At 37.3% G+C, this 21794-nt stretch carries 33 protein-coding genes and 2 pseudogenes; 6 read left to right on the top strand and 29 right to left on the bottom strand.

Annotation, left to right across the window (positions count from 1 at the left end; all coding sequences use genetic code 11):
• Positions 1-6: 6 nt before the first annotated feature.
• The 6 genes and pseudogenes from AC3ZVC_RS23860 to AC3ZVC_RS23885 all read right to left on the bottom strand — a co-directional run bounded on the left by AC3ZVC_RS23860 (position 7) and on the right by AC3ZVC_RS23885 (position 5600).
• Positions 7-1163, bottom strand: a pseudogene (locus AC3ZVC_RS23860) (phage major capsid protein).
• Between the two features lie 16 nt (positions 1164-1179).
• Positions 1180-1944: a head maturation protease, ClpP-related gene (locus tag AC3ZVC_RS23865; RefSeq protein WP_490065552.1), complete on the bottom strand. Its 765-nt coding sequence runs from the start codon at positions 1942-1944 to the stop codon at positions 1180-1182.
• Positions 1941-3092, bottom strand: coding sequence for a phage portal protein (locus AC3ZVC_RS23870; protein ID WP_490068993.1), 1152 nt, complete (start codon positions 3090-3092; stop codon positions 1941-1943). Before AC3ZVC_RS23870 ends, AC3ZVC_RS23865 begins: the two co-directional genes overlap by 4 nt.
• 4 nt (positions 3093-3096) lie before the next feature.
• On the bottom strand, positions 3097-4767 hold the full coding sequence (locus AC3ZVC_RS23875; RefSeq protein WP_490065553.1) for a terminase TerL endonuclease subunit: 1671 nt from the start codon (positions 4765-4767) through the stop codon (positions 3097-3099).
• The gene (locus AC3ZVC_RS23880; protein WP_490065554.1) at positions 4764-5135 is read right to left on the bottom strand and encodes a hypothetical protein; all 372 of its coding nucleotides are present in this window, start codon (positions 5133-5135) and stop codon (positions 4764-4766) included. Before AC3ZVC_RS23880 ends, AC3ZVC_RS23875 begins: the two co-directional genes overlap by 4 nt.
• Before the next feature lie 129 nt (positions 5136-5264).
• Positions 5265-5600 carry an HNH endonuclease gene (locus AC3ZVC_RS23885; RefSeq protein ID WP_490068994.1) on the bottom strand — a complete coding sequence of 112 codons (336 nt, stop codon included), beginning with the start codon at positions 5598-5600 and terminating at the stop codon, positions 5265-5267.
• Between the two features lie 141 nt (positions 5601-5741).
• On the opposite strand from AC3ZVC_RS23885, the gene AC3ZVC_RS23890 reads away from it, so the two are divergent.
• On the top strand, positions 5742-5897 hold the full coding sequence (locus AC3ZVC_RS23890; protein ID WP_490068995.1) for an aspartyl-phosphate phosphatase Spo0E family protein: 156 nt from the start codon (positions 5742-5744) through the stop codon (positions 5895-5897).
• 125 nt (positions 5898-6022) lie between these two features.
• Here the strand turns inward: AC3ZVC_RS23890 and AC3ZVC_RS23895 are convergent, their stop codons facing one another.
• From AC3ZVC_RS23895 to AC3ZVC_RS23920, 6 genes are all read right to left on the bottom strand, one after another.
• The gene (locus AC3ZVC_RS23895) at positions 6023-6436 is read right to left on the bottom strand and encodes a hypothetical protein (RefSeq protein WP_490065555.1); all 414 of its coding nucleotides are present in this window, start codon (positions 6434-6436) and stop codon (positions 6023-6025) included.
• A 27-nt stretch (positions 6437-6463) separates the two neighbouring features.
• The gene (locus AC3ZVC_RS23900) at positions 6464-7033 is read right to left on the bottom strand and encodes a hypothetical protein (RefSeq protein WP_490065556.1); all 570 of its coding nucleotides are present in this window, start codon (positions 7031-7033) and stop codon (positions 6464-6466) included.
• 319 nt (positions 7034-7352) lie between these two features.
• Entirely contained in the window at positions 7353-7916 is a 564-nt protein-coding gene (locus tag AC3ZVC_RS23905) for a BA5345 family protein (RefSeq protein WP_490065557.1), read from the bottom strand.
• 225 nt (positions 7917-8141) lie between these two features.
• A complete protein-coding gene (locus tag AC3ZVC_RS23910) occupies positions 8142-8402 on the bottom strand; it encodes a hypothetical protein (RefSeq protein WP_490065558.1) in 261 nt (86 codons plus the stop codon).
• Positions 8402-8857: an ArpU family phage packaging/lysis transcriptional regulator gene (locus AC3ZVC_RS23915; RefSeq protein ID WP_490065559.1), complete on the bottom strand. Its 456-nt coding sequence runs from the start codon at positions 8855-8857 to the stop codon at positions 8402-8404. The genes AC3ZVC_RS23910 and AC3ZVC_RS23915 overlap by 1 nt, the downstream gene beginning before the upstream one ends.
• A 59-nt stretch (positions 8858-8916) precedes the next feature.
• Positions 8917-9057, bottom strand: coding sequence for a hypothetical protein (locus AC3ZVC_RS23920; RefSeq protein WP_490065560.1), 141 nt, complete (start codon positions 9055-9057; stop codon positions 8917-8919).
• Between the two features lie 122 nt (positions 9058-9179).
• Between AC3ZVC_RS23920 and AC3ZVC_RS23925 the strand changes: the two genes are divergently transcribed.
• Positions 9180-9659 (top strand): DUF3221 domain-containing protein, encoded by a 480-nt coding sequence (locus AC3ZVC_RS23925; protein ID WP_490065561.1) that lies wholly within the window; start codon positions 9180-9182, stop codon positions 9657-9659.
• Positions 9660-9688: 29 nt separating this feature from the next.
• On the opposite strand, the gene AC3ZVC_RS23930 is transcribed toward AC3ZVC_RS23925, so the two are convergent.
• The 16 genes and pseudogenes from AC3ZVC_RS23930 to AC3ZVC_RS24005 form a co-directional block, all read right to left on the bottom strand.
• A complete protein-coding gene (locus AC3ZVC_RS23930; protein ID WP_490065562.1) occupies positions 9689-10408 on the bottom strand; it encodes an NUMOD4 domain-containing protein in 720 nt (239 codons plus the stop codon).
• A 10-nt stretch (positions 10409-10418) separates the two neighbouring features.
• Complete coding sequence (locus AC3ZVC_RS23935; protein WP_490065563.1) at positions 10419-10679, bottom strand: hypothetical protein; 261 nt, start codon at positions 10677-10679, stop codon at positions 10419-10421.
• Entirely contained in the window at positions 10676-10795 is a 120-nt protein-coding gene (locus AC3ZVC_RS23940; RefSeq protein ID WP_490065564.1) for a DUF3983 domain-containing protein, read from the bottom strand. Before AC3ZVC_RS23940 ends, AC3ZVC_RS23935 begins: the two co-directional genes overlap by 4 nt.
• Positions 10796-11128: 333 nt before the next feature.
• Positions 11129-11419 (bottom strand): nucleoside triphosphate pyrophosphohydrolase family protein, encoded by a 291-nt coding sequence (locus tag AC3ZVC_RS23945; protein ID WP_490065565.1) that lies wholly within the window; start codon positions 11417-11419, stop codon positions 11129-11131.
• Positions 11406-11630, bottom strand: coding sequence for a hypothetical protein (locus AC3ZVC_RS23950; RefSeq protein ID WP_490065566.1), 225 nt, complete (start codon positions 11628-11630; stop codon positions 11406-11408). Before AC3ZVC_RS23950 ends, AC3ZVC_RS23945 begins: the two co-directional genes overlap by 14 nt.
• Positions 11631-11845: 215 nt before the next feature.
• Positions 11846-12103, bottom strand: coding sequence for a hypothetical protein (locus tag AC3ZVC_RS23955; protein WP_490065567.1), 258 nt, complete (start codon positions 12101-12103; stop codon positions 11846-11848).
• 26 nt (positions 12104-12129) lie between these two features.
• On the bottom strand, positions 12130-12669 hold the full coding sequence (locus AC3ZVC_RS23960) for an ERCC4 domain-containing protein (RefSeq protein WP_490065568.1): 540 nt from the start codon (positions 12667-12669) through the stop codon (positions 12130-12132).
• Between the two features lie 3 nt (positions 12670-12672).
• Positions 12673-13098 (bottom strand): hypothetical protein, encoded by a 426-nt coding sequence (locus tag AC3ZVC_RS23965; protein WP_490065569.1) that lies wholly within the window; start codon positions 13096-13098, stop codon positions 12673-12675.
• Positions 13099-13362: 264 nt separating this feature from the next.
• Positions 13363-15717 carry a phage/plasmid primase, P4 family gene (locus tag AC3ZVC_RS23970; protein WP_490065570.1) on the bottom strand — a complete coding sequence of 785 codons (2355 nt, stop codon included), beginning with the start codon at positions 15715-15717 and terminating at the stop codon, positions 13363-13365.
• Positions 15718-15800: 83 nt separating this feature from the next.
• The gene (locus AC3ZVC_RS23975) at positions 15801-16277 is read right to left on the bottom strand and encodes a DUF669 domain-containing protein (protein ID WP_490065571.1); all 477 of its coding nucleotides are present in this window, start codon (positions 16275-16277) and stop codon (positions 15801-15803) included.
• A 20-nt stretch (positions 16278-16297) separates the two neighbouring features.
• Positions 16298-16969: pseudogene (locus AC3ZVC_RS23980) on the bottom strand (AAA family ATPase).
• A gap of 14 nt (positions 16970-16983) precedes the next feature.
• On the bottom strand, positions 16984-17541 hold the full coding sequence (locus AC3ZVC_RS23985; protein ID WP_490065572.1) for a host-nuclease inhibitor Gam family protein: 558 nt from the start codon (positions 17539-17541) through the stop codon (positions 16984-16986).
• Entirely contained in the window at positions 17519-17725 is a 207-nt protein-coding gene (locus tag AC3ZVC_RS23990; RefSeq protein WP_490065573.1) for a hypothetical protein, read from the bottom strand. The genes AC3ZVC_RS23985 and AC3ZVC_RS23990 overlap by 23 nt, the downstream gene beginning before the upstream one ends.
• 98 nt (positions 17726-17823) lie before the next feature.
• Positions 17824-17982 carry a YqaI family protein gene (locus tag AC3ZVC_RS23995; RefSeq protein ID WP_490065574.1) on the bottom strand — a complete coding sequence of 53 codons (159 nt, stop codon included), beginning with the start codon at positions 17980-17982 and terminating at the stop codon, positions 17824-17826.
• Between the two features lie 250 nt (positions 17983-18232).
• On the bottom strand, positions 18233-18382 hold the full coding sequence (locus AC3ZVC_RS24000) for a hypothetical protein (protein ID WP_490065575.1): 150 nt from the start codon (positions 18380-18382) through the stop codon (positions 18233-18235).
• Between the two features lie 50 nt (positions 18383-18432).
• The gene (locus tag AC3ZVC_RS24005) at positions 18433-18687 is read right to left on the bottom strand and encodes a helix-turn-helix domain-containing protein (RefSeq protein WP_490065576.1); all 255 of its coding nucleotides are present in this window, start codon (positions 18685-18687) and stop codon (positions 18433-18435) included.
• 178 nt (positions 18688-18865) lie between these two features.
• On the opposite strand from AC3ZVC_RS24005, the gene AC3ZVC_RS24010 reads away from it, so the two are divergent.
• The 4 genes from AC3ZVC_RS24010 to AC3ZVC_RS24025 are packed head-to-tail and all read left to right on the top strand — an operon-like array spanning position 18866 to position 21303.
• Complete coding sequence (locus AC3ZVC_RS24010; protein WP_490065577.1) at positions 18866-19225, top strand: helix-turn-helix domain-containing protein; 360 nt, start codon at positions 18866-18868, stop codon at positions 19223-19225.
• A gap of 51 nt (positions 19226-19276) precedes the next feature.
• Positions 19277-19705, top strand: a complete 429-nt coding sequence (locus AC3ZVC_RS24015; RefSeq protein WP_490065578.1) for an ImmA/IrrE family metallo-endopeptidase — start codon at positions 19277-19279, stop codon at positions 19703-19705.
• A 13-nt stretch (positions 19706-19718) separates the two neighbouring features.
• The gene (locus tag AC3ZVC_RS24020) at positions 19719-21143 is read left to right on the top strand and encodes a recombinase family protein (RefSeq protein WP_490065579.1); all 1425 of its coding nucleotides are present in this window, start codon (positions 19719-19721) and stop codon (positions 21141-21143) included.
• Between the two features lie 4 nt (positions 21144-21147).
• Positions 21148-21303, top strand: a complete 156-nt coding sequence (locus AC3ZVC_RS24025; RefSeq protein WP_490069012.1) for a hypothetical protein — start codon at positions 21148-21150, stop codon at positions 21301-21303.
• A 30-nt stretch (positions 21304-21333) separates the two neighbouring features.
• Here the strand turns inward: AC3ZVC_RS24025 and AC3ZVC_RS24030 are convergent, their stop codons facing one another.
• Positions 21334-21783, bottom strand: a complete 450-nt coding sequence (locus AC3ZVC_RS24030; RefSeq protein ID WP_490065580.1) for a phosphatase PAP2 family protein — start codon at positions 21781-21783, stop codon at positions 21334-21336.
• Positions 21784-21794: the final 11 nt, after the last annotated feature.

Below are 21794 nucleotides of genomic sequence, written 5' to 3' on the forward strand. Positions count from 1 at the left end.
AGATAATTAGACTGTTGGAGCAGGAGCTGGGAATTGAATATCCAAGGTGTAGACTAATGCAGCCTTATTGTCCTTTGGCTTTCCATTTGCAAACTGCTTGATTGTGTACAGGGTAGCATCTTCAATAGCTAGTGTCTGATCAAACTTTTTAAGCTTGTATCCACCGGCAAGACCTGCAAGGTAGCGACCTTTTACGAAGAATGCCGCTTGTCCAACAGGCACTTCTTCTGACTCTACTACTTGAATATTATATGGCAATGCCATTACCCACTGACCGTTAGCTGTCTGAATTGTATTACGGGCTTGTACTCCGATTGCATCCACAGGATTGACTACCATAACCACTTTGTTACTGACTTTAACAGATTCCCCATCAGCATCTGTGGAAAGAGCCTTCACAACGTTATAGAGTTCGCCAGCAACAATCTCCCCTTTATCAGATGGCGCAAAAGTTAATGTACCGGAAGAAACTTTGTTTGTAACAGCTCCAGTGCCCGTGTCCACATCTTTTAAAAGGCCGACAGGTTGGCTTGCAGCTGGCCCGCCACCATTTACAAGACCAAACTCCAAACCTACAGAGTAACTTTCCACCAGCAAGGTCCGTACATAACGCTCCATCCATACAGGGCCAAGTTCAAGCATATCGTTCGGAATGGCAGCAAAAGCTGTCAGCTTTAATTGTGTGAAGCTTTCTTCTCCGAAGGCAGCATTAACCTGACCTTTAGTATCTCCAAATAGATTACCCCAAGCATAAGCTTTTGTTGGATCTGAAGTAATCCAGCGAGTAACCGCTCCGAGATTTGCAGTCCGATTGCTTCAAAGAGAGGGTGTTCTGCCACTAAATCCTCAAACACACGCTCTTGGGTAGTTACCGGTAGGATAGAGTCATCCTTAAATCCTCCGTCGATTACAACTGCATTGAAGAATTTCATTTCTTCAGACGTCAGAACGTTTTGCCCGCGCTGTTGAAGAATGGAGCGATCTAGCATTTCATCATTAACCTGTGAACGGACAGTGTTTACCACCTCAGCTTGCAGCGCATCGAAAAACGACTGAAAAGCTTTAGTTTGTTCTTGCTCTGTTGCTTCAGTGTTTGCTAAAACTGCAGTAAGATTTGCCTTTGCATCGTTAAATAATTCTGATCGATTGAATTGGATTGTCATTAGGTTTGCCCCCTAGTTATTTTAAATTTAAAAAGAGCTTGCTCAGATTACCTTTTGCAACTGCAGCAGGTTTCTGTTCAGGCTCTTTTTGTTGATTTTTAATTTGATTTAATTCATCTTGTAATGCTTGCATTTGAACTTTCATCTGAGCTAATTGATCGTCTTCATTTTCTTTCACAGTTGTTGCAGTAGTAGTGGCAAAGCCAATTCCGACTGCTTCATTTGCACTGAACCATGTTTCTTCATTGACCATACTGCGAATTTCTTCACGCTCAACGTTCGCTCGAGTCATGTAAATATCAATTATGCCGTCTTCTAACTTCTCAAGCATATCCGCTTCTTTTCTCATGAGTGTTTTACTTCCCCATACAATTGTGGAAGCTTCATGGATCATCATCATTGCACCGGCACCCATAATTAATTCATCAGCTGCCATAGCTATGATTGAAGCAGCAGAACATGCCCAACCATCTACATTAATTGTGACTTTTCCTTTATGGGCTTTTAATCGATTATAAATAGCAATCCCATCGAAGGCACTACCACCTGGAGAGTTTAGATTGATAATTAAATCGTTACTTCCCGCTGCTTTCAAGGCACTGTCAACATCAGATGCAGAAGTAGATTCCCACCACCACGATTCACCAATGTCACCATAAAGGGTCAGTTCGCTTACTCCATTTTCCTCATCGTGTGTCACGGCAAAATTATGTGGAATACTTGCCAACTGCTCATTATACTTTTGATTTTTAAAACCAAATTTACGTTTCATCTGCTTCATTCTTCATTCTCACCTCCTTCAGGGCTCTGCATTTCAGTATAGTTTTTCGTGATGAAGTGTTTATCCAAGTTTGAATCATCCGATGGCTCATAGCCTGCCTCCCTTCTAATTTCGTTGCCAGTGAAGGCGCCAGAGGAAATAAGCTTATCAATGCTATTCGCAAGATCAAACAGACTTTGAAAAGAAATACTTTTAATTTCTAATTTCTTACCCTCCAGGTATTCCTGTTTAGTAAAGAACTTGCTATTGCCTTCATCCGATATTTTTTTAAGAAGGGGACTAACCGTATACATCATATAATTCTTAGTTTGCTTCTCCACATCGGCCATATCACCATGAAGCAGGCTAACTGGAATACCTATTGCCATTGCTACCTGTTCTAAAAAACCATTAGTCACCTTATTAACTTCATCCACACTTGGACCATTGGAGGCACCGTTATATTTTTCTTCATACTTGATTCCTTTTTGTTGTGGAACTATGGCGATATCTTTCTCTCCAATAGATTTATACATGTTATCGATAAATTCTTGAAGTTTTGTTACTTGTTCTTGAGTCTTTGCACCAATCATATCCATATCCACAGTGCCGCGGATTTGGTTTTTCCGTTTCTGAGAACTTAAGATCCTGCCAAACAACTCACCGTAATCCGCAAATAATCCATCGATTAAGGGAGCCAATTTCTCATTACTGTATCGTAAATGCAGAACTTCATTTTGCCTAAAAGTCCTCTTAAACTCGTACTCTTTAATTTTTACCTTTGAGAATGTATCTTCCAAAACAGCGTAAGCATTCCTCTGGAAATCATCCGCAATAAGTAAATCATCATCATCCGACTGGATGATCAAACACTCATTATCATAAATAAGTTTGGAGATAACGGTTTGCCAGAAGGTACTGGCAGTCATATTTTTATTTGGTCTGATATTCAGGCGATAATACAGTTCGTCTTTTTCAAAACTATTACCTTGCCTTATTCGGAATTCTGACTGGCTTATTGTCCTGGCCAAAAAGGATGCACAAGTATCAATTGCTAACCGCTTCATATGTAGACGCTTTGCTGTGTCTTGTACCAGCTCCACATCAAACATAAACCCCAGTTCACTATTCCGTTTAAAAATCACGTCCAGGAATCCAATAGTAATCACCTCCTTAAAAGCTAATAGCATCCAGATAAAAATCTACTTCTTGCTCCAGCAATTCATCAGCCCTCCACAAAGCATGAATAAATGCCTGAAATCCATCCGTTTTACGCTTAAATTCATCTTTCTTTAAATACTCTTTGTTTCCATCTGGTTTTGTTTTGACATAAACATTATTTGTATACCATCTCATTAAGGGGTTGTCCCCAAAAATTAAATTATGTTTGGCAAATATCGTTTCCACCCGGGGAGCAAGGAGGGAATGAATCGCTTTTGGATTCCGAATATATTCAATTTCAAAACCTTCTGCCTCGAGTGCTGCTTTAACTAAATCAAGGCGGAAAGTATCGGCAACAATTTTAGTTAGCCCGTATTGCTCTCTCATGACTATGAACCAATTTACAATATGATGGATTTCTATTACTGGGCCCTCCACAATCGTTAGCAGGCCCTTCTCCTCCCAATCCATTATAGGAGCTTCCAGCTTCACCGAATCCAAAAAGCCTTTCCTCACAAACGAATGAGTCTTCCAAATGTAATCCTCTCCTACTTTGAATAAGAGTCCTACAGCAGCAAAGTCTTTGATCCTGGCATAGTCCAAGCCACCAATACATTGTCTATGTTTTAAATCAGGTATCTTCCTTAAAACTTGTTTAACTTCATTCGGACCTGTTTCATATCCTGTTTTCCATATTTCTTCCCAAGTAGCAACTGATTTTTCAAGATCCACCTCAGGGAAGTTCATTCGTTTGGTCATGAACTCCATACGGCTTGAAGGGTTTGTCTTAAGCTGCCGATGCTGTGTTTTTATTTTCCTTAGGAGACCCTTTGCATAGGTGCTTAGTTCTCCCTCGAACATTGGGTTTGCCTTCCCCCATTTATCTGGCTGATCAGCCTCGGCTCGATCATCGATTTTGCAAATAAAAGGGAATAACGGATCTTCCAGTTCCCTTCCTTCTAAAATCGCTAGTGCCCTTTCTTTTGTCTTATCTAAAAACCCATCCCGGACATATCCATCTGTACCGATAAAGAATTCCCTTGAATTCGGCACCTTACCGAGACCAGAGGAGAAAACATTGACTGTATCAAAGGTAGCGTAGGAATGAATCTCATCATAAATTACACAACCATCACGTAAACCGTCCTTCGTTCCTGCATTGGAGGTATGGAACTGAACAATGCTTTTCGTATCGTAACTCATTATTTCTACTTTGGTTCGATAAAACATATCCTCCAGGACATCCTTAGATCCGATGGTATCGTAAATTTCCTTGAATGAGGTCTTGGCTTGTTTCTCGTTGTTGGCCACGATGGAGACGTTGTAGCGATCAATACCATGCAACGGGCTTATAAAGAAGTGTGAGAGAGAAGAAATGAGACCATTCTTTCCAGCTCCTCTTGCCATCAACAAAAGAAATTGTTCATAAAAAATAGCGTCGTCTTCTTTGTACAAAAGAAAAACAAACGCTGTGAAGAACTTTTGAAACGGTTCCAGAGGGAAGTACCACTTCTCAGTAAAAGATATATAGTTTTCATGCATTTCTTCATCGAAATACAAATCATTTCTTGTCAGGATATATTTTTCTAAGTAGCAAATAAGCATTATTCGCTCTTTATTCAGCTCAATTTTGCCTGTCTTCCAGAGCTTAATGTATTCATCAACATATTTATTTTGAATCATAGCAAATCATCTGCCGAGCGCTGTTTTTTGGCCTGAACATTAGTCAAATCAACTGGGGCATTCGGTACCATAGCGAGCAGTTTATCACAAGCAGCAGTGTACCGGTTGATCATGGTGTTATAAGACTTCTGGGAGGGGTTCTCCACATGCATCTTTTGAGAGCCATTCACAAATTTGTATGTCGGCCCTTTCGCTTTAATGTCCTCTTCCAGGATCCGCAAGGTCACTGTCATAAAGGCAACGCGCTCTACAAGAACGGCAGCCGCCTCCTTCTTATTTGCTGGCAGCTTACTCAGCGTTGAATTCCACTTTTCAATTTCAGCAGCAATCAATTCATCCTGGGTTTTTATACTGTATTTCTTAGACATTCATGGGTACCCCCCCTCCCCTCACGCACACACGCGCGATAAATTTCGAAAATCGACCCCCACCCCCGGTGCCCAGCAATTAAAAAATCGTTGAAATTTTTGACCGGGGGTGTCTTATAAAAAATCTTTTCACCATCGTTCATCATGTTCCCACTTATTTGGTTTCCATTCGAATACTCTTCCGTGTTCTTTGTTATGACAGTCCACACAGATTGTTTCAAGGTTGTCTTCTTCAAGAGCTAAGTCCGGATTATACTCGAGCTCCTTGATATGGTGAACGACAAGCTGGATCTTCTTACGCTTGGCACGCTCACTGTATTCATTTGTATCGATCATGACTCGGCCTTGCCGTTTACATTCCTGGCATTCATAGTTGTCACGCTTCTGAATTACTTCACGAAGTTGTTTCCAGTCACCACTATCATAGAACTTACGTTTTTGCTGCCGAGTTTTATATTCCATTATTACTAACCTCATGATTACTTTTTTTGACAAGTTTTGTCGAAACTATTTATCTCATTGTAAAAATTTCGCATAATAGTGTTTGTGTTTGTTGGATTAAAGAATCAAAGCATTAAAGAAGGGTGAAAAATGTTACAAAATAATATGCATGAAAAAAGAGAATATCTTTTCTTATCAATCGTCAGAAAAAGAAATGAGATGATTAGATTAGCCAATTCAAATGGGCTATTAAATAAGGAAACAATTAAATGCAGTCAAGAGCTAGATTCTTTATTAAATAAATTTCAGATTAACAAATAAATATTGGTGCCTGCTTCTAACACAACTATTACAAGCTAGGCACTGTTTTTCTTTATAAGATTCCTTTCCATCCAATCTTCTTTCTCCAAAATAAAAAGCACCCCTTAGGATGCAAAGAAAATCATTTATTCTACTTTAAATCGTGAAATCGATTCTAAATTCCCATTTTTAATTACTTCACCTAAAGAATCAAACTCATCGCTATCCAGGCTTGTCGAGTATATTCTTATTTGGTAATTTCCTTTATCAAAATGGCTATCCTCAACCACAAAAACATTTGATTGCTCTTCAATTGATTTTTCCTTTTGATCAATTGTTATTTCACCTAGTTTTAAAGCTCTCCCCTTTTTTCCCTCTATTTTTTTTATAATTACTACATGTAATAATTTTGATATCTTCCCAAACGAATTGGTAAGTACCACAACATTGAAATTTACGGAATCCGAATTGTATTTTACCTTATCAAAAATATTAATAAATGATCCTGAAACCTCATCAACTTCTTCACATAAAATTATATTTGCATTTAATTTTTCCATTGCTTTTCACCATATCTCTTATTCGATTTAAAAAGGAAGGTCAAAATCTTCAATATCATCACTTTTATCTTCTATATCCACATGTTTTATTGTTAGTTTTTTCTGAAGAGATGATTCAACTTCTTTTGCTGTCTTTGTAGGTAATTCTCCCAATTCATTTTTTACTGTTAATAATAATGCAGAAGTTTTACTATTATTTAACATTGTTTGTTTTAACGTCTTATTCAATTCCTTACTTATTTGATCAATAAATTCAATTTGCTTTTCTGTAGATCTATAATTCCCCTGAATATTTTCTTCAAGTTTCTGCATAGTTTTTATATTATCTTCATTGATCTCATTTGTTCTTTCTAAGTTATAAAAACTAACAACAGTTGAAATTATACTTAATATAGTTGCAACAATACCTAAAATTAAACTTACCCATGAATTCATTGTTTGGATAGTTATATTTTTATCATATATAAAACTTAATAAGAATAGAACAAATAAACTCAGAAGTATTAGTCCATTTAATGACTTAAACCAGTTTTTACCGAACCACGATAGAATATTTCCTAATTTTTTCAATAAAGCTCGATCTGTTTTCTTTTCCATTAGTCCTTACTACTCCTTTAATAGTCACATCTCTTGAAAATAATTATACATTATTTTCATAGAGTTATAACCTTACAATTTACATTATTTTCTCCCGAAAGCCCCCCCTTTTTATTTATTGGTGTCCCGATTTCCCCAAAACTTCTCCCCACTCTCTCTTATAAAGTCTTTCCTGCTTGTTATTCGGCTTAGGCTTTTCTCTCTGATTATCTGCAAACCTACGCAGTTGATTAAACTGCTGAATCTATTCTTTGGATAAATGATCAACGAACTTCATTATTAATCACCCTCTTCCCCATTAAAAAAAGCACCTCTTTTTTCAGAAGCGCCTTCCTGGTCTAACCTTATTTAAATAATGAAAATGGTATTTATCGATGTTCTCACTTGAATATAATCTACTTAAAAATATGATTGAAAATAGAGCATGTACAATTATGAAGTACCACCATGTCCAAAAGTGTATGTTATCTGCAAGCAAGTTAGTAATTAAAATAACTAATTCGGATATACCTAAACTTACGGTAATACCTCCAAGTTCGTGTTTCCTTGATAATAAATACCGGTAACGCGCCTTCTCTTCATTATTACCATTAGTTGAAAAATATTCATCTATAAGTAATTCTTGATCAAAATATTTATCCCACTTCCTGTTTATTATTCTTGGCAGCACCCAAAATAACGAGTGGTGAATCTGATTTAACAAATATCCTAAAGGTACACCCAAAACTGTCAGCACAGCACCTATAGCCAAAAGATCAGAGGAAGTTGAAACATGCTTAGTTAAAAAATCGAAATATATTACTATAAAGTATGGAAAAAGAACCATTACCATTATCCATCCAGGTATCCCCCAGCGTATTAAGTATTTAGTTTCAAAATTCATGTTCGCTCTCCTTTCGTCCTATATTTCTTCGGACCAAGAAGAGATTCCTTCTTTTTACATAAAAAGACGACACTTCCAACCTAAGCGCCGTCTTAATATATTTCGTTAATACCATAATAGCACGGTAAAAACCTAATGCTCGATTTACTTCCGGTTCAATATCTGTCTGGTTTCGGTACTGTTTCTGTTTTCCAATAATTAAATTAGAAAACTTGCTTTCTTTTTTCAGCCAAGGCTAATCCGTTTAGACGTAATTTCTCTTTGGTTTCTTCCGATAATATACGCTCTTTTTTCTTTTGAAACTTGTTTCTCAGACAATTCACCTTGAACACATATTGGTTTGCCATTTTCCTCTTCAATTACTTTCATCTCTCCAAGGGATTGTAATTTACGTATATGCTTCGGTACTGTTGAGTACACCTTCCACAAATTCTTGTCGCCATCGAATGCCAGCACTGTTTCTTGCTCTGCTTTTGAGTAACCCATTATTCTCCCTCCTTTTTCTTGTAAATTTCAACTCTCAAAGCAAATGCCATGTTATAGAAAATACGCGGTTTAAATTTCTTATGATAATAAGCTTCACTCATACCCAGTTGGTTATAAACTTCATAATCAAATAACTCTTCTTCACCAAGGTATTTCATGATGAAAGCTTGTCTTTCCCGCGGCGGCAGCCTATTTACTGCCCTACGGAAATATTCGATGTATGATTCTTTTTTTCTTTGTTCCTCAGCACGTTCAATCGCTATATTTTCTGTAGATGAATGGAATCCATTGGTGTTAGATGGAGGAACAAGTGAATAGGTTGCGGTCACTTTTGGTAGTCTTTCTTCTGGAACACTAAAACAATACAGGCGATATTTTGTGATTTCTCTTTCCACATTCTCTTGAGTAGCTTCTCGATCAATTTCTGGAAGCAGCAAAGATAATTGTTTTCCCACCTTTGGATCCCTCCCATGTTAAAATAGAAGTGGGCATAGTCAGGAGTGATCCTGGCTTTTTATTTTTGTCTTGCAGCAAGGTATTGTTGTTTTAGTTTTTCTATAGTTTCCAAGCTTGGCTTTGGATTAAATGATTTCATGAAAGCTTTAAGCTGTTCCTTATAATCTTGTTGTTCTGTACTTTCTATAATTTTTGACATTTCTCATTTCCCCTTATCGTTCTTTCTTCGTACTGTTCAGTAATTTCAATTAAAATATGTCTAAATTTGTACTTATTAAAATATGCTAAAGTATAAAGCTTGTCTCCAAGGAGGTTTTAAGAATGAAAATTATTAATACCTTCATTATTTTTTTAGTAACTTTTTCTCTAGTTGGATGCAACGATAATAGTTCTTCAGTTAAAACTCAAACAAAAAACAATGTCACTATTTCACATGATAAGCAAAGTGAAAGCAGTGATTCCCTTCAATATGATGGGGTGATCGGATATATAGAAACCTTTCGATCAGATTATTACAACCCACCCAAGGATTATTACAAAATACTAGTTCTAAAAGATACATCTATTCGAGAGGCAAAAACTTCTTCCAAAAAAGAACTCTTGGAAAAGGCTGAAAATGGAAAAGGAATATTTTGTATTCTACCTAAAGAAGCTGTCAACAATTTGAAAATTGGTCAAATTGTAAAAGCACATCTTGGTAAATTTCAAAATCAAATGCTTAGTTATCCACCTGAGTTGGCAGTTGACAGGATTGAAATTATTAAAAACTTACCTGGAAAGGGGATATACCCTATTCAATAATTATTTAATTCGCTTTTTGTGTCGAGAATTCAATAAGCCTCTGACAATTCTTCATACTCATCAGCCCACATGAAGAGCATTCCAGCGCTTGTTTTAGTTTTCTTATTACAATTGTCCAAAACTGATTGATACGACCGATAATTTTGTCTGCTAGCTTCTCTTGATGATCGATATTCCTCTAATACATCAAGTGTTTCAGGATCAATTTTCATCACAGGTCTTGCTTTTGATTTATGAGCAGTTTTCCTTCCCAAATCCTCTTTGCTGATATATTCTAAGTTCCCGACAAAATCATCGGTGACAATTCCGTTTTTATGATGAAGAACTTCTCCTGGACTTGGCTTTTCCATAAAATGACAAGCAACTAAATGGCCTGTTTTCACTTGCTGATATTTCCCTTTGAACCATACTTTCACCATTAAATGTTTTTTATGAAGGAATGGAAGAATAAAAGAGGAATGATTTTTATAAACACGCTGGACACGTCCGTAACTTGATATTAGAAATTTCCCATCCGATCCCTCAATTTCTTTCCAAGCTTCCATGTGATATTTTTCTTTTACATACCACTCTTTCCGTTGTCCAATAGTGATTGATTCATCAACTAAGTAACAATTGATTTTCTTTAACTTACGCTTATGGAATTTCATGGTATGCAAGCTGCTCTTTGTAACACCAGATATTGACTCAACGTACTTATATGTAGTTTCCGTCAGAATGTTTGTCCTGGGATCATATAAGTAAAGCATCTTTTTCCTCCTAATTGATTATTTCGTTCCAATCCCGGCCATCCAGCCATCTGTTTATTTTGGAAACCAACATATCTAATGCAGACCTTTCATTAAGGTGAAGAGCGTAACCAGAAAATCCGGCTGTCTGATAAAAACAAACGCTCTTGTATTTTTCATGTTTCCGGATTAGCAACTTTTCTTTCCCTCTGAAAAACTCCATCTCCTCACCCTGTTTTAGATCGATGATTTGATCTTCCAGGGCGAAGGAGAATAAATCTAACTGTTTCAATCTTTCAGAACCCCAGCCTTAACGAAAATATTCCTCCAAGCCCTGGCTAACCTTTCTTTACGACGGCGGGCAAGAGATTTGCCCAACCGCCTTTTTTGTTTAGTTTTATTAGCCATTATTTAACCCTTTGGATGTTTGACTGCTCTTTATCCTCACCATCTGAAACATTCACCGTTCCATTTCCGTCCACAGAATACTTGATACCTTCATGTTCCTCAATGCTCATTTGCCCTTCTGGTACACTCTCATTCTGTGGACGACTCTCCATAACTTCTTTAGGAGTTTGATAGGCGAAAGTTAAATCGATTAAGAAATACTGACCGTACTTGTTATATTTCTCAGTGATTTAATGCATTTGAAGATTATCGTTTTCTTTAGCAGCTGAAACAATTTCCTCTGCTTCCTGACGTGTATCTGCGTCATGTTGTTCCTTTTGGTTAAGTTGTACTTTAGACATTATTAATCTCCCTTTCTTCTTCAACTTGTTCTGCAATGGCTACTGCTACAGCTGCTAAATGAATTAATTCTTCGTAAAGATTATCTGAATCCGTTTCTTTTGCACCATCCAGAAAATGGATTCTATTTATCGCCTGACCAACTTCACCAAATTCTTCTGTTAATATTCCTAGCCATTTCCCGTATGGATGTCTTTGCCTTCCCCAAATTGCATTTTGCCGGAAGCGTTCCTTTTCGATTGCAAGCAATGCATTATTTTTTAAATGATCATCAAGATTTCTCACTTTGTACCACCTCAAAATACTCTCTTCCAAAATGATTCACGATCTTCTCCATTAGCTTAGGACCAATACCAGGGACTTTTTCTAAGCCCTCGAACTTTGATGCAAAAAGAATTGTTGCGTTATCCTGAGCCATTTCAAAGCCCTTTGTGAAACCTTTGTTATAGGATTCTTCTCTCGCCTTCTGGAGCACCGGATTTAGTTTCTTCCCCATTCAAAACCACCTATTTTCATCTTTTTCAGTTTCAATTACTCTGAAAGAAGCTAGGAGCAATTCATACTTTAGTTCTTCATAATCTATTTCATCGATGGGAATACCTTGCTGCGACTCTTTAACACCTAATTCAACTAATTGACCAAGGACAAATTTCTTCTTTTCACTTCGAAAATTCTTTTGATTAATTGGTCCAGCTATTCCTATATCATCACCTACAATGCTTCATAGGACTTTTGGATTTTTTCTAATTCCTGCTTGTAATGATCCCTTTGAGCCCGGGACCGTTTTAAAGCCTCTTCCAACGCAAGATTTTCTTTCGCCATTTCCATATAGTTTTTAAAGCGCGACTTTTGCTTAAGTTCAGCATTAATTTGTTTCTGATTTTCAAGCTCCGTTACAAGCCAATTGATACTGGCCAAACGTAACCGGCCTCTTTTGATATCAGCTTTGATTTCAGATAATTTATTCACAACTTATCCTCACTTTCAGGTTAGGTTTAGAAAGCACCTGTCCTTAGATAATGTTTTGCCTGGTAATAGAAATGATGATATATCCAATTGCCAGAGTATTTTTGATCTAAATAAACGATTTCGAAATTGTATTTTGCTTTGAATGTATTGAGCCTGCCCAGCAATGCCAATGGATTATACTTTGACCGATATTCACCCTTGAGCATTTTTTCATATCCATGGAGATCCTCCACAATTAAAGTGAAGTGAATGTCCTTGGATCGGATTAATTCATTTTCAAAAGCTGTCTGAGTGTCCTTCTGGAGATTCCCTGTTATTTCATCCATGTGGGCTTTCCGTTCTACCCGGCTTTTTAAAAATATGTCCCGGGTTATCCCCAATTCCTTATTCTTCGGAATCATGCAGCCATAATCACCGGTATCTAATTTTTGAATTTTTATCGGTATATCCTTCTGGCGTAAATAATCAAGGATATGGCCGTTTACCTGTTCGCGAGTATCAACAACGATTGTGAGCGTTTTAAGGATTTTATTTAAATCCGTATCTGAGTAATGATAGGAGATCATTATTTACACCTTCTTCTTCGCAAATGTAACAGCACGTAGATACAATTCATGTGCCATTGCTTGAGATTCTTCATTTTCAAATTGCCGGTAATCCTCATAGATGTCTTTCCAGCCGTTATTAGTTAGTGCAATCATCCAATCATTAAATAATGTGAAAGAAGTCTCTTCAGCGCATAACCAATCTTGTAATTTTCCATTACTTTGCCAGCCGCAGATGTTATGTACCATTTTCATGAGTGTGATTTTCTCTGGACTGGCACCCTTCCATGATTTAAACCAAACGTCAATTGATTGGAAATGCTGTTCAGCTGATTGCATAACTTCTACTGGAATTAAATTTTGATTTTTTATTGCAACCCGATCATCAGTATCAAGATAGATATTTGCACCTGATTTCCAAATTTGACTGAGTATCATTAAAACTTGCAAATCTATCACCTCTGTTATCAAAAACTACTAAAAGTGTTACTGAAAACACCCCAAAATTAGCATGGTTACTTTTTAGTAACATCCTTCAGCCTTACAACCCCATGGCCTTGAGCTACCCCTGTTACTTTTGTTACCTATTTTGGCTATTAACGCTCCTAATAAGTACTTATATATATATTTATTTTTTTGTTTATATATATTTTTAGTAACAAAAGTAACAAAAACAGTATAAAAAGTATCTTGAACCCTTGGTACATAAGGGTTTTAAGAGAATATAAATGTGTTACTTTTAGTAACACTTTCGCTATTTTCATCGTTTTCTAGTAACTTTTGCTGAAAAAAAGTATTATTCCGTTCTATTAAAGTAACACCTTTGATGAAATACTTATTTCTGTTGCCTCGTTCCCTCTTTAAACCCTGGGATTCTAAAATTCTATAAAACGCTCGATTTTTTAGCTGATGCTCTCCATTCTTGAAACACCAATTGGAGTAAACTTCATACAATTCTTTGGCTTCGATTTGGACATCATCTCTTTTGAAGCAACATTCAAACATAAACGGACCGAGTATATCCATTTCTTCTTTATAATCTCCAGTCGCTTTCATAACACTTGCCGGATCATTCAACCCTGACTGCTGCCACTTCATGCAACCCTCTATCGCCCAATTTAAGATGCCGGGCATTTCCAGGCTTAACTTTTCAGGGAGCTTCTTATCGCGCTTTTCTTTGGGTAGCTGCAGATTGAATGGAATTAATCGAATCCGGCGCCAGATCCCTTCGTCCACCCCTTTGATAACGGGCTTATGGTTAGTGGTGAAGAACACTTTAAATTCTGGAATGAACTCAAAATATTCTTGTCTTAGGAAACGGGCCAGCACCGGCTCACCACCTGTTATTTGCTTAACGAAGGCTTCAGACAATTGCTCCCCATCTTCACTTTCGATTGCAGAAACGAAACGAGATCCTACTAATCTGGCAATATCATTATTGGCGCCAGTTTCTTTTTTCTTGATGAATGTATCTGATTTAGCTTGCTTCCCGTATTCGCCCATAAGGTCTTTAATCGTATTAATGAAGGTTGATTTACCATTGGATCCCCCACCAATCAGAAAGACCATGATTTGTTCTGTGATTTCTCCAGTGAGAGAATAGCCAATCAAACGCTGCATGTATTCGACCAACTCTTTATCACCCTGGAATATTTGGTCTAAGAAATTATTCCATTCAGGACATTTCGCATTTTCATCAAATGCAATATTGGTGATTTTAGTTAGGCCGAGATCACGATCATGTGGCTGCAACTTTCCTGTTTTCAAATCAACGATGCCATTGTCAACATTGAACAAATATTTATGCCGGTCAAAGTCTTCACGTTCACCTGGAACCAACGGCATAAGGTCCTTAATGCTATTCATCCGAATATTCCGGCGCTCACACATCCTGGCCCATTTCGTTTCAGCTTCATCCTCTGACTTATAGAGGCTCCGGAGCACCTTTGCAGTGATCCGTTCGATTTCTTTCTTGGTGTCCAGCTTCCACCGTTTACCGTCCCATATCAGCCAGCCCATATCACTTACGTATTTAATAACATGGCCATATTCATGAGCGATCCGTTCTGCATTTCCGAGCTCTGTTAATCTAAATTTTTTCTTGGGCTTATCCTCCGCAACTTCTTCTACATCTCCCGTACGGAAATCAAAGGTGAATTCTTTGAATTGCTCTTTGTTGTCTAAAATCGTTGTAGAAGTGGAAGATATGGCAGTTGCAATTGTTCTTTCTCCGTATGTTTCATTTGTATCTCTGAAATGAATAACATCCCATTTATCACGCATAAGCCCTGATTCCCGAAACATGGTATCCATTCGAGTTGAAGATTTACCCGTCCAGAATGCAAGGTGGTTACATAAAGCCAGATCACTTGCAGAGTGATCATTTTTGATTAAGTTGCCGTTAAACAATGAGCGAATTTCATCACCGTTTTTACTGCGAAACATTCTTTCCCAAAGAGCATCATTTGAAATTTTGATTTCATCTTTTTCAAACTCTGCTAAATTCACACGGCCCTGAATGTCGCTGGCATCAAAATATTGCTCGAAAACTTCTGCCAGCTCGTCTGTCCGATCGTATACATCATTTGAATTTTCACGATTGCCGGTAAAGCTGAAGTACCGGCCATAAGAATAAATTTCTAATCCATGCTTAGTGTTTTTCCGTCCGGTCCCTAAAACAGATTGTGGAAGGCCCCCTTTAATGATGATATGGATCCCATTTCCAGATGGAGAAAACTCTGTATAACTATCCAATGTGTCAATAATCTCAGTAGCAAAAGCATTTGTTTTTCCGTCCACAACACACTTATCAATATCAATCCCGATGTAGTTATCCTGTCTGCTAAATACGAAACCTATGCCGTCATAGTCGCCTTCTAAATAGAATTTGACTGCCGTTGCAAATGTCGACCAGGTACGTCTATTGTTTGCCTGGGCCATTTCACCATTTACTTGATAAGGTACTTTTGTTGTCCTATTATTCCGCGTTTCCGATTTCCACAAAATCCATTGAGGAAGGGCTTTTAATTCAGCTGGGATTTCGTTGAAATTGTATGGATTTTCTTTCATTTCGCCCTCCATTGAAGCTTTATTTACCTAATTTGGGTATAAAAAAGAGAAGCTGGGCAAAACCAACTTCTCTATTCAGTTAATTAAAACGGCAGATCATCATCGCCGATGTGTATTGCTCCACCTTGGGAAATGGGATTTACATCTGACACATCATAATATTTTGCTTTAGCAGCTGTGCGCTTTTGCTTTTCTCCATCAACCACTTTTTCATACTCTTCATGCTTAACAGTGATTTTTATGTTTTTATTGATAAGCTGCTTGGCCATATCCTCAGCAGAGCTGAAAGAATGGTTGTTTGGGAACCCACAAGCTTTTAATAAGGAGTTGACGATCCTTACAGCTACTTCATGTTCAAATGTGAATGTGTTAAATTGGATTTTTGCCCCCTGATGATTTTGCGGCACATCACTACGAATCTCAAAGTCTACAGTTAGCTTTGGCTTACCAGCTTGCGTTTTACCTGCTTCTGCATTTAGAACCACAGCTTCATATTTACCTTCCGCGACTAATTCAAATCCTGTGCTTGCATTTTCTTCATCAAATTTAAAGAATGACATTGTTTATTTCCCCCTGGTTTTTAATTTGTGGATGACACTAATATTTCTTCTTGAATACAGCCTTTACGCTGGTCCAGATGGTTCTTGGCAAAGATACTTTGATTTCCTTCTAAAACAAATCCCCTTGTACCATCTGCTTTTTTTACTAATTGACCGACTACATGAACAATTCCCATGATGTGGTTTACAATCTTATCCCGAATGTCTGGAATGAATTGTGTATATTGCTGGCCATCATCGTGAGTAATGGTCCTTGTTGTTTCCCAAGCTGTGAAAATAATATTTGTATCTAGGGTGTTGAATGTTTCTACTAATTTCAAAAGATGGTTATCTAGCAGTGCATAATCCTTTAATTCAGGCATGCCACTTTTAGTATTTTCACCTTTCTTAAGCAGCCATAGTTTTTGGTAATGCGTTAAATTATCGATAAATACATTGTCATATTTACCAATGTTTGCTTTTGCGATAGCGAAAAACTTTAAAATACTGTTATGAGGATCATCACCATCAATTCTTGCTACATCTACATTTTTATAACCTGATAAGACCTGACTGGTTCCATCGATATCAAGAACCAATGTTTTCCCGGCTTACAATCCAGCAACTGTTGTTTTGCCATTACCTGGCTTGGAATATATGATGATTTTCGCTTTATCACTTTTTGTGATATCTGCACCGTTTGTAAGATCCAATTAATTCACCCCTTTTATACTTCCAAGCTAAAGGAAATGGACTCTGGCTTTACTGCCATTCCAGGCACCAGCTGCCCGTTTTCGTCCACAACAACCTTTTCACCGGCAATTTCCACAATCTTAACTGCCTTCTTAAGGTCAGCCCATTTTATGCTTGTCTTAATGTAATCATCCATGCCATTTTCAATAACATGCTGCAGGATCGCTTCCTCATTTTCTTTCTCTGGAGCTTCCTTAGATTTTCTGGATTTTGACTTACCATATGGAGTGCTGATGGTTTTAGCTTTCGGATCCTCTTCAAGCTGTTTAGCATGATAAGCAGAAACCATAGTTTCAAAGAATGATAGACTGTTAGATATTGTGGAAAGTTCACCGCGCTCCCAATCAGAGATTCTTTCACGCTCTGCATCTGCCAACTGCTTAATTTCTTTTTCCTGAGCTTTTAATGCAGATACTTTGCGGAAGGCCCAGTTAAGGCTGTTTTTATCTGTGATTTCAAACTTTGCTTTCTCCGGAGATAGGGACGTTACATCTTCAACTTCCATAAGTTCAATTTTTTGTAGCTGGTTCATTATTAAATTCCTCCTTTTTCTCTTTAAGTACAAAATCCAAATACTCATATGTTTCAACAAGATCATCAAACAGGTTGCTTCCACCGATTGCTTGATGATATTGCTCAAGAAGTTTATAAAATGGTTCCAGTTTCTCTGTTTGTGGACTATAAACTGTCCGATCTTTACTATCGAAATAAGGCATTTTCTAACCTCCAGTTGATTTTTTGTAAAACTTCCCATAAACTGAAGATGCTTAGTTATACTTTTTCTGAGACCTACTGTTGCAGCAGTTGGTCTTTTTTATATTGCACGGTAGCAATATACCTTCTGGATATTGATTAGGTACGCTTTTAAATTTCCTTCGAGCACCGGGTCGTTTCCAAAAATGAAGTAAACATCATTTGAACAAATCTCATCTCCGAATACATCTTCAATTGGGTGATCTGCTACATTTTCCATTCCTATTCACCTCCCTTTTATTACTCAACAAATCCCCATAACCAACCAATAGCCATACCAGCGAACATCATTACGATAAAGGCAATTCCAAACATCGCAATTCCCATTTGTTTCCTCCTATTCAACTATTAATCTTTCATGCAAACTTTCGTTCACCAAAAACTGCAACACGGCTAAAAAGATAAGGCTTATTCAGCCTGGCAGATCACTTCAAAATATTTAGTCCAACCAGTTTCGACGATTCCATTGTTTAAGCATCCTTTGACTCAACCGTAATCATTCCAACAGTTAAGTTTGTAAATGTGATTTCCTTCCCGTATTTCCGAGACAAGATTCTCTCTATAATTGGTTTAAGTTTCAGCACTTTTTCTTCTGTAATTTCAAAGTCATTAACCATCATGGAGATCACCTCGTTTCACTTTATGCAGCTGGGACAGCCGGACAAATCTATTAATATCGTTCCTTTTTAGGAACACTAATTTCAAAAAAATAAGCACGTGGAATATTAAAGTGCTCTGCTAACATTCGAGCTTCCTGCAATGAAAAGTCACCCCCTGTACCATTTAGTTTCTGGTTAACCGCGCTCTGACTCTTGTTAATCAAGGTCCCGAGTTCCTTCTGAGATATGTTGTTTTCAACTAAGAAGGCTTTAATCTTTCTGTAAGGCGTATGTCTGCGAGAAGTCTTTTCCCTAATATGTGCCATTTTTTCACCTCCTTACCAGTTCCTTTTTAGGAACATTTTCAGTATAAGTTAACATTTTTTATAAGTCAATGAATTTTATTCCTTTTTAGGAACATTTTTTATGTTTTTATTGCATTATAGGAACTAATCATTTAATATATTAGATAAGAATAATATTGAAGAGGAGCAAAACAAAGTTATGTATTCATTTGGAGCAATTCTTAAAAATTTAAGGACATCCAGAAAATTAAGTATTGATCAGTTAGTTAAACAAGTTAATGAAAAGTATGAAACTAAAATTAGTAAAAGTATGATTTCAAGATACGAAAATAACTTATCTGAACCAAAAATGGATATTGTCCGCGTATTAGCAGATTTTTTTGATGCTTCACCTGAGTACATAATGGGAAAAGAAGAAGATCTGCCTGAACAAGAGAAGAAGAGAAATAAAGCAATTGATACTATAGCTGCTCACCTGGAAGGTAAAGAAATTACAGATGAGAAAATGAAAGACGTCTTAAAATACATAGATTTTATTTTCCAAGATGAAGAAAAATAAGTGAGGGAGATCCCGATGCATTACGATAATCTGCTTAGAAGGTACTCCAATGTGCCGGTATTCGAAAAGGATCTTCAATATGGCTTTAAAGGTTTATATAGAAACGGAAAAATAGCAATTGACAATAAACTTAGTACAGTGGAAAAAGGCTGCATACTTGCAGAAGAACTTGGCCATCACTTTTTAACTGTTGGAAACATCTTGGATCAGACTAAAGTTAATAATCGAAAACAAGAAAAAGTTGCAAGGTCCTGGGCTTATAAAGAACTTATCCCTTTAACTTGTTTCATTGATGCATATAAACACGGCTGTAAGAATCGTTTTGAAGTTGCTGAGTTTCTAAATGTCACTGAGGAATTTTTACAAGAAACATTAGATCGTTATGTTGAAAAATACGGTGATTATATTTATCACGAAAATATAATTATTCACCTTAACCCCTTAAACATCTTTTGCAAAGACAAAAAGGAACGTTCTTAAGGAGACCTAGATTATGAAAAGTATTATATACGTGAGGGTATCTACCGAAGAACAAGCAAAGCATGGTTATTCAATTGCTGCACAAATCGAGAAACTAGAGGCTTATTGCAAATCTCAAGGCTGGGAAGTTGCTGAGTCTTATGTTGATGATGGTTACTCAGCCAAAGACTTAAACCGTCCGAACTTTTCTAAAATGATGGATAGAATTAAGCAAGGAGACATTGACGTCTTATTGGTCTACCGGCTTGACCGTTTAACCAGGTCTGTAATTGATCTTTATGACATATTAAAAACCTTAGACAGCTATAATTGCATGTTCAAGAGCGCTACTGAGGTTTATGACACAACTAACGCAATGGGCAGGCTGTTCATTACTTTAGTTGCCGCCATTGCCCAATGGGAACGTGAAAACCTAGCTGAACGTGTACGCCTGGGTATGGAAAAGAAAACCAAAATGGGTAGATGGAAAGGCGGATCTCCTCCCTATGGATATAAAATAGTCAATAAAAACTTGGTTATCAATGAAGAAGAATCCCCGGTAGTAAAGAAAATCTTCGATATGTCTAAGCGTTTAGGCTTCTACACTATCGCTAAACAACTCACCGAAATAGGTTACTCTACACGAAAAGGCAGCAGCTGGCATGTTGATACTGTTAGAGATATTGCCAACAATCCCGTTTATGCAGGCTACCTAACATTTAATGATTCTGGAAAACCTTCTAAAAAGGCTGTAAAAGAGTTTAAATTGTACGAAGGTCAACATGAAAGGATTATACCTCGCGAAGAGTTTTGGGAGCTACAATCCCTGTTAGAGAAGCGCAAAACTGGTGGAGGAAAAAGAGAAACAAGTAATTATTATTTTTCCTCTATCCTAAAGTGTGGACGCTGTGGACATTCCATGTCTGGGCATAAAAGCGCTGGAAGGAAAACTTACAGGTGTTCAGGAAAGAAATCCGGGAAAAGCTGTACCAGCCACATAATTCTTGAAGAAAACCTTGTAATGAAAGTTTTCAGCATATTTGATGATTTAGTTGGCACAATCTACGGATCAACCAGTGTATCTGATTACTCAACTGAGAAGGTTACGGAAATTGAAACTGAGTTGAAGGCTTTAGAAAAGCTAATGGCAAAACAAAAAACTATGTATGAAAATGACATAATTGATATAGATGAATTGATTTCTGTTACGGCAACCTTAAGAGAGAAAGAGAAAGATCTTTCGAGCCAGCTGCGGAACATTAAACAGAACAATAAGAGCAATGATAATGATATTGAATATTTAACAGAAAATATTGAGTCTCTTTGGCCATACGCCAATGAGCATGAACGTAAAGAAATGATGACCACTATATTTTCTCAACTTGTCATAGATACTGAAGAAGAATATAAAAGAGGCACTGGGCACTCCAGAGAAATAGTGATTGTATCAGTAAAATAACAATATGTCTATTGTGGGTGGCGGTACACTTGTCCCATGGGCGCTCATCCCTGCCGCAGCCATTTGTAATGTAGACGCCTTTGAGCTTGCACGCAGAAACCTGCTTCCAGTCACTATTGGTTTAGTTGTGACTACCATTGTAGCCATGTTCCTGATATAAAAGTGCCCTAAGACATTAAAGAGACTATCATCAGGATAGTCTCTTTTCATATGCCTTTTTAGTGAACATTGCCCTCAATTCTTCATATAAAACAATCGAGAGGAAGACCCATATGAAGCCGGCGGCAAAGCCTGCTGCAATATCAGAAGGATAGTGCACCTTCATAATGACGCGGCTTATTCCCATCAGGAATATCCAAATCCCGGCCAAAATACCTGTAATCCATTTTGCTTTAGCGGACTTTAGCTCTTTTATTATTATATATCCGATAAACGTATAAAGGATCATCCCAATCATAGCATGCCCGCTCGGGAAGCTAAGGCTTGCCACATTTACCAGATGCTCCTCGTCCGGGCGAGGCCTGCCAATCACATCTTTGAGCCATTTGTTTGCCTCATTCCCAATTGCAACCGCAAAAACGAGGGCTGCCATGGCTGCATAGTTTTTATGTTTAACCCAAAGCCAAACTAAAAAAACCAAAGTAACGATTC

The sequence above is a fragment of the Cytobacillus sp. C11.1 genome, from assembly GCF_058145115.1.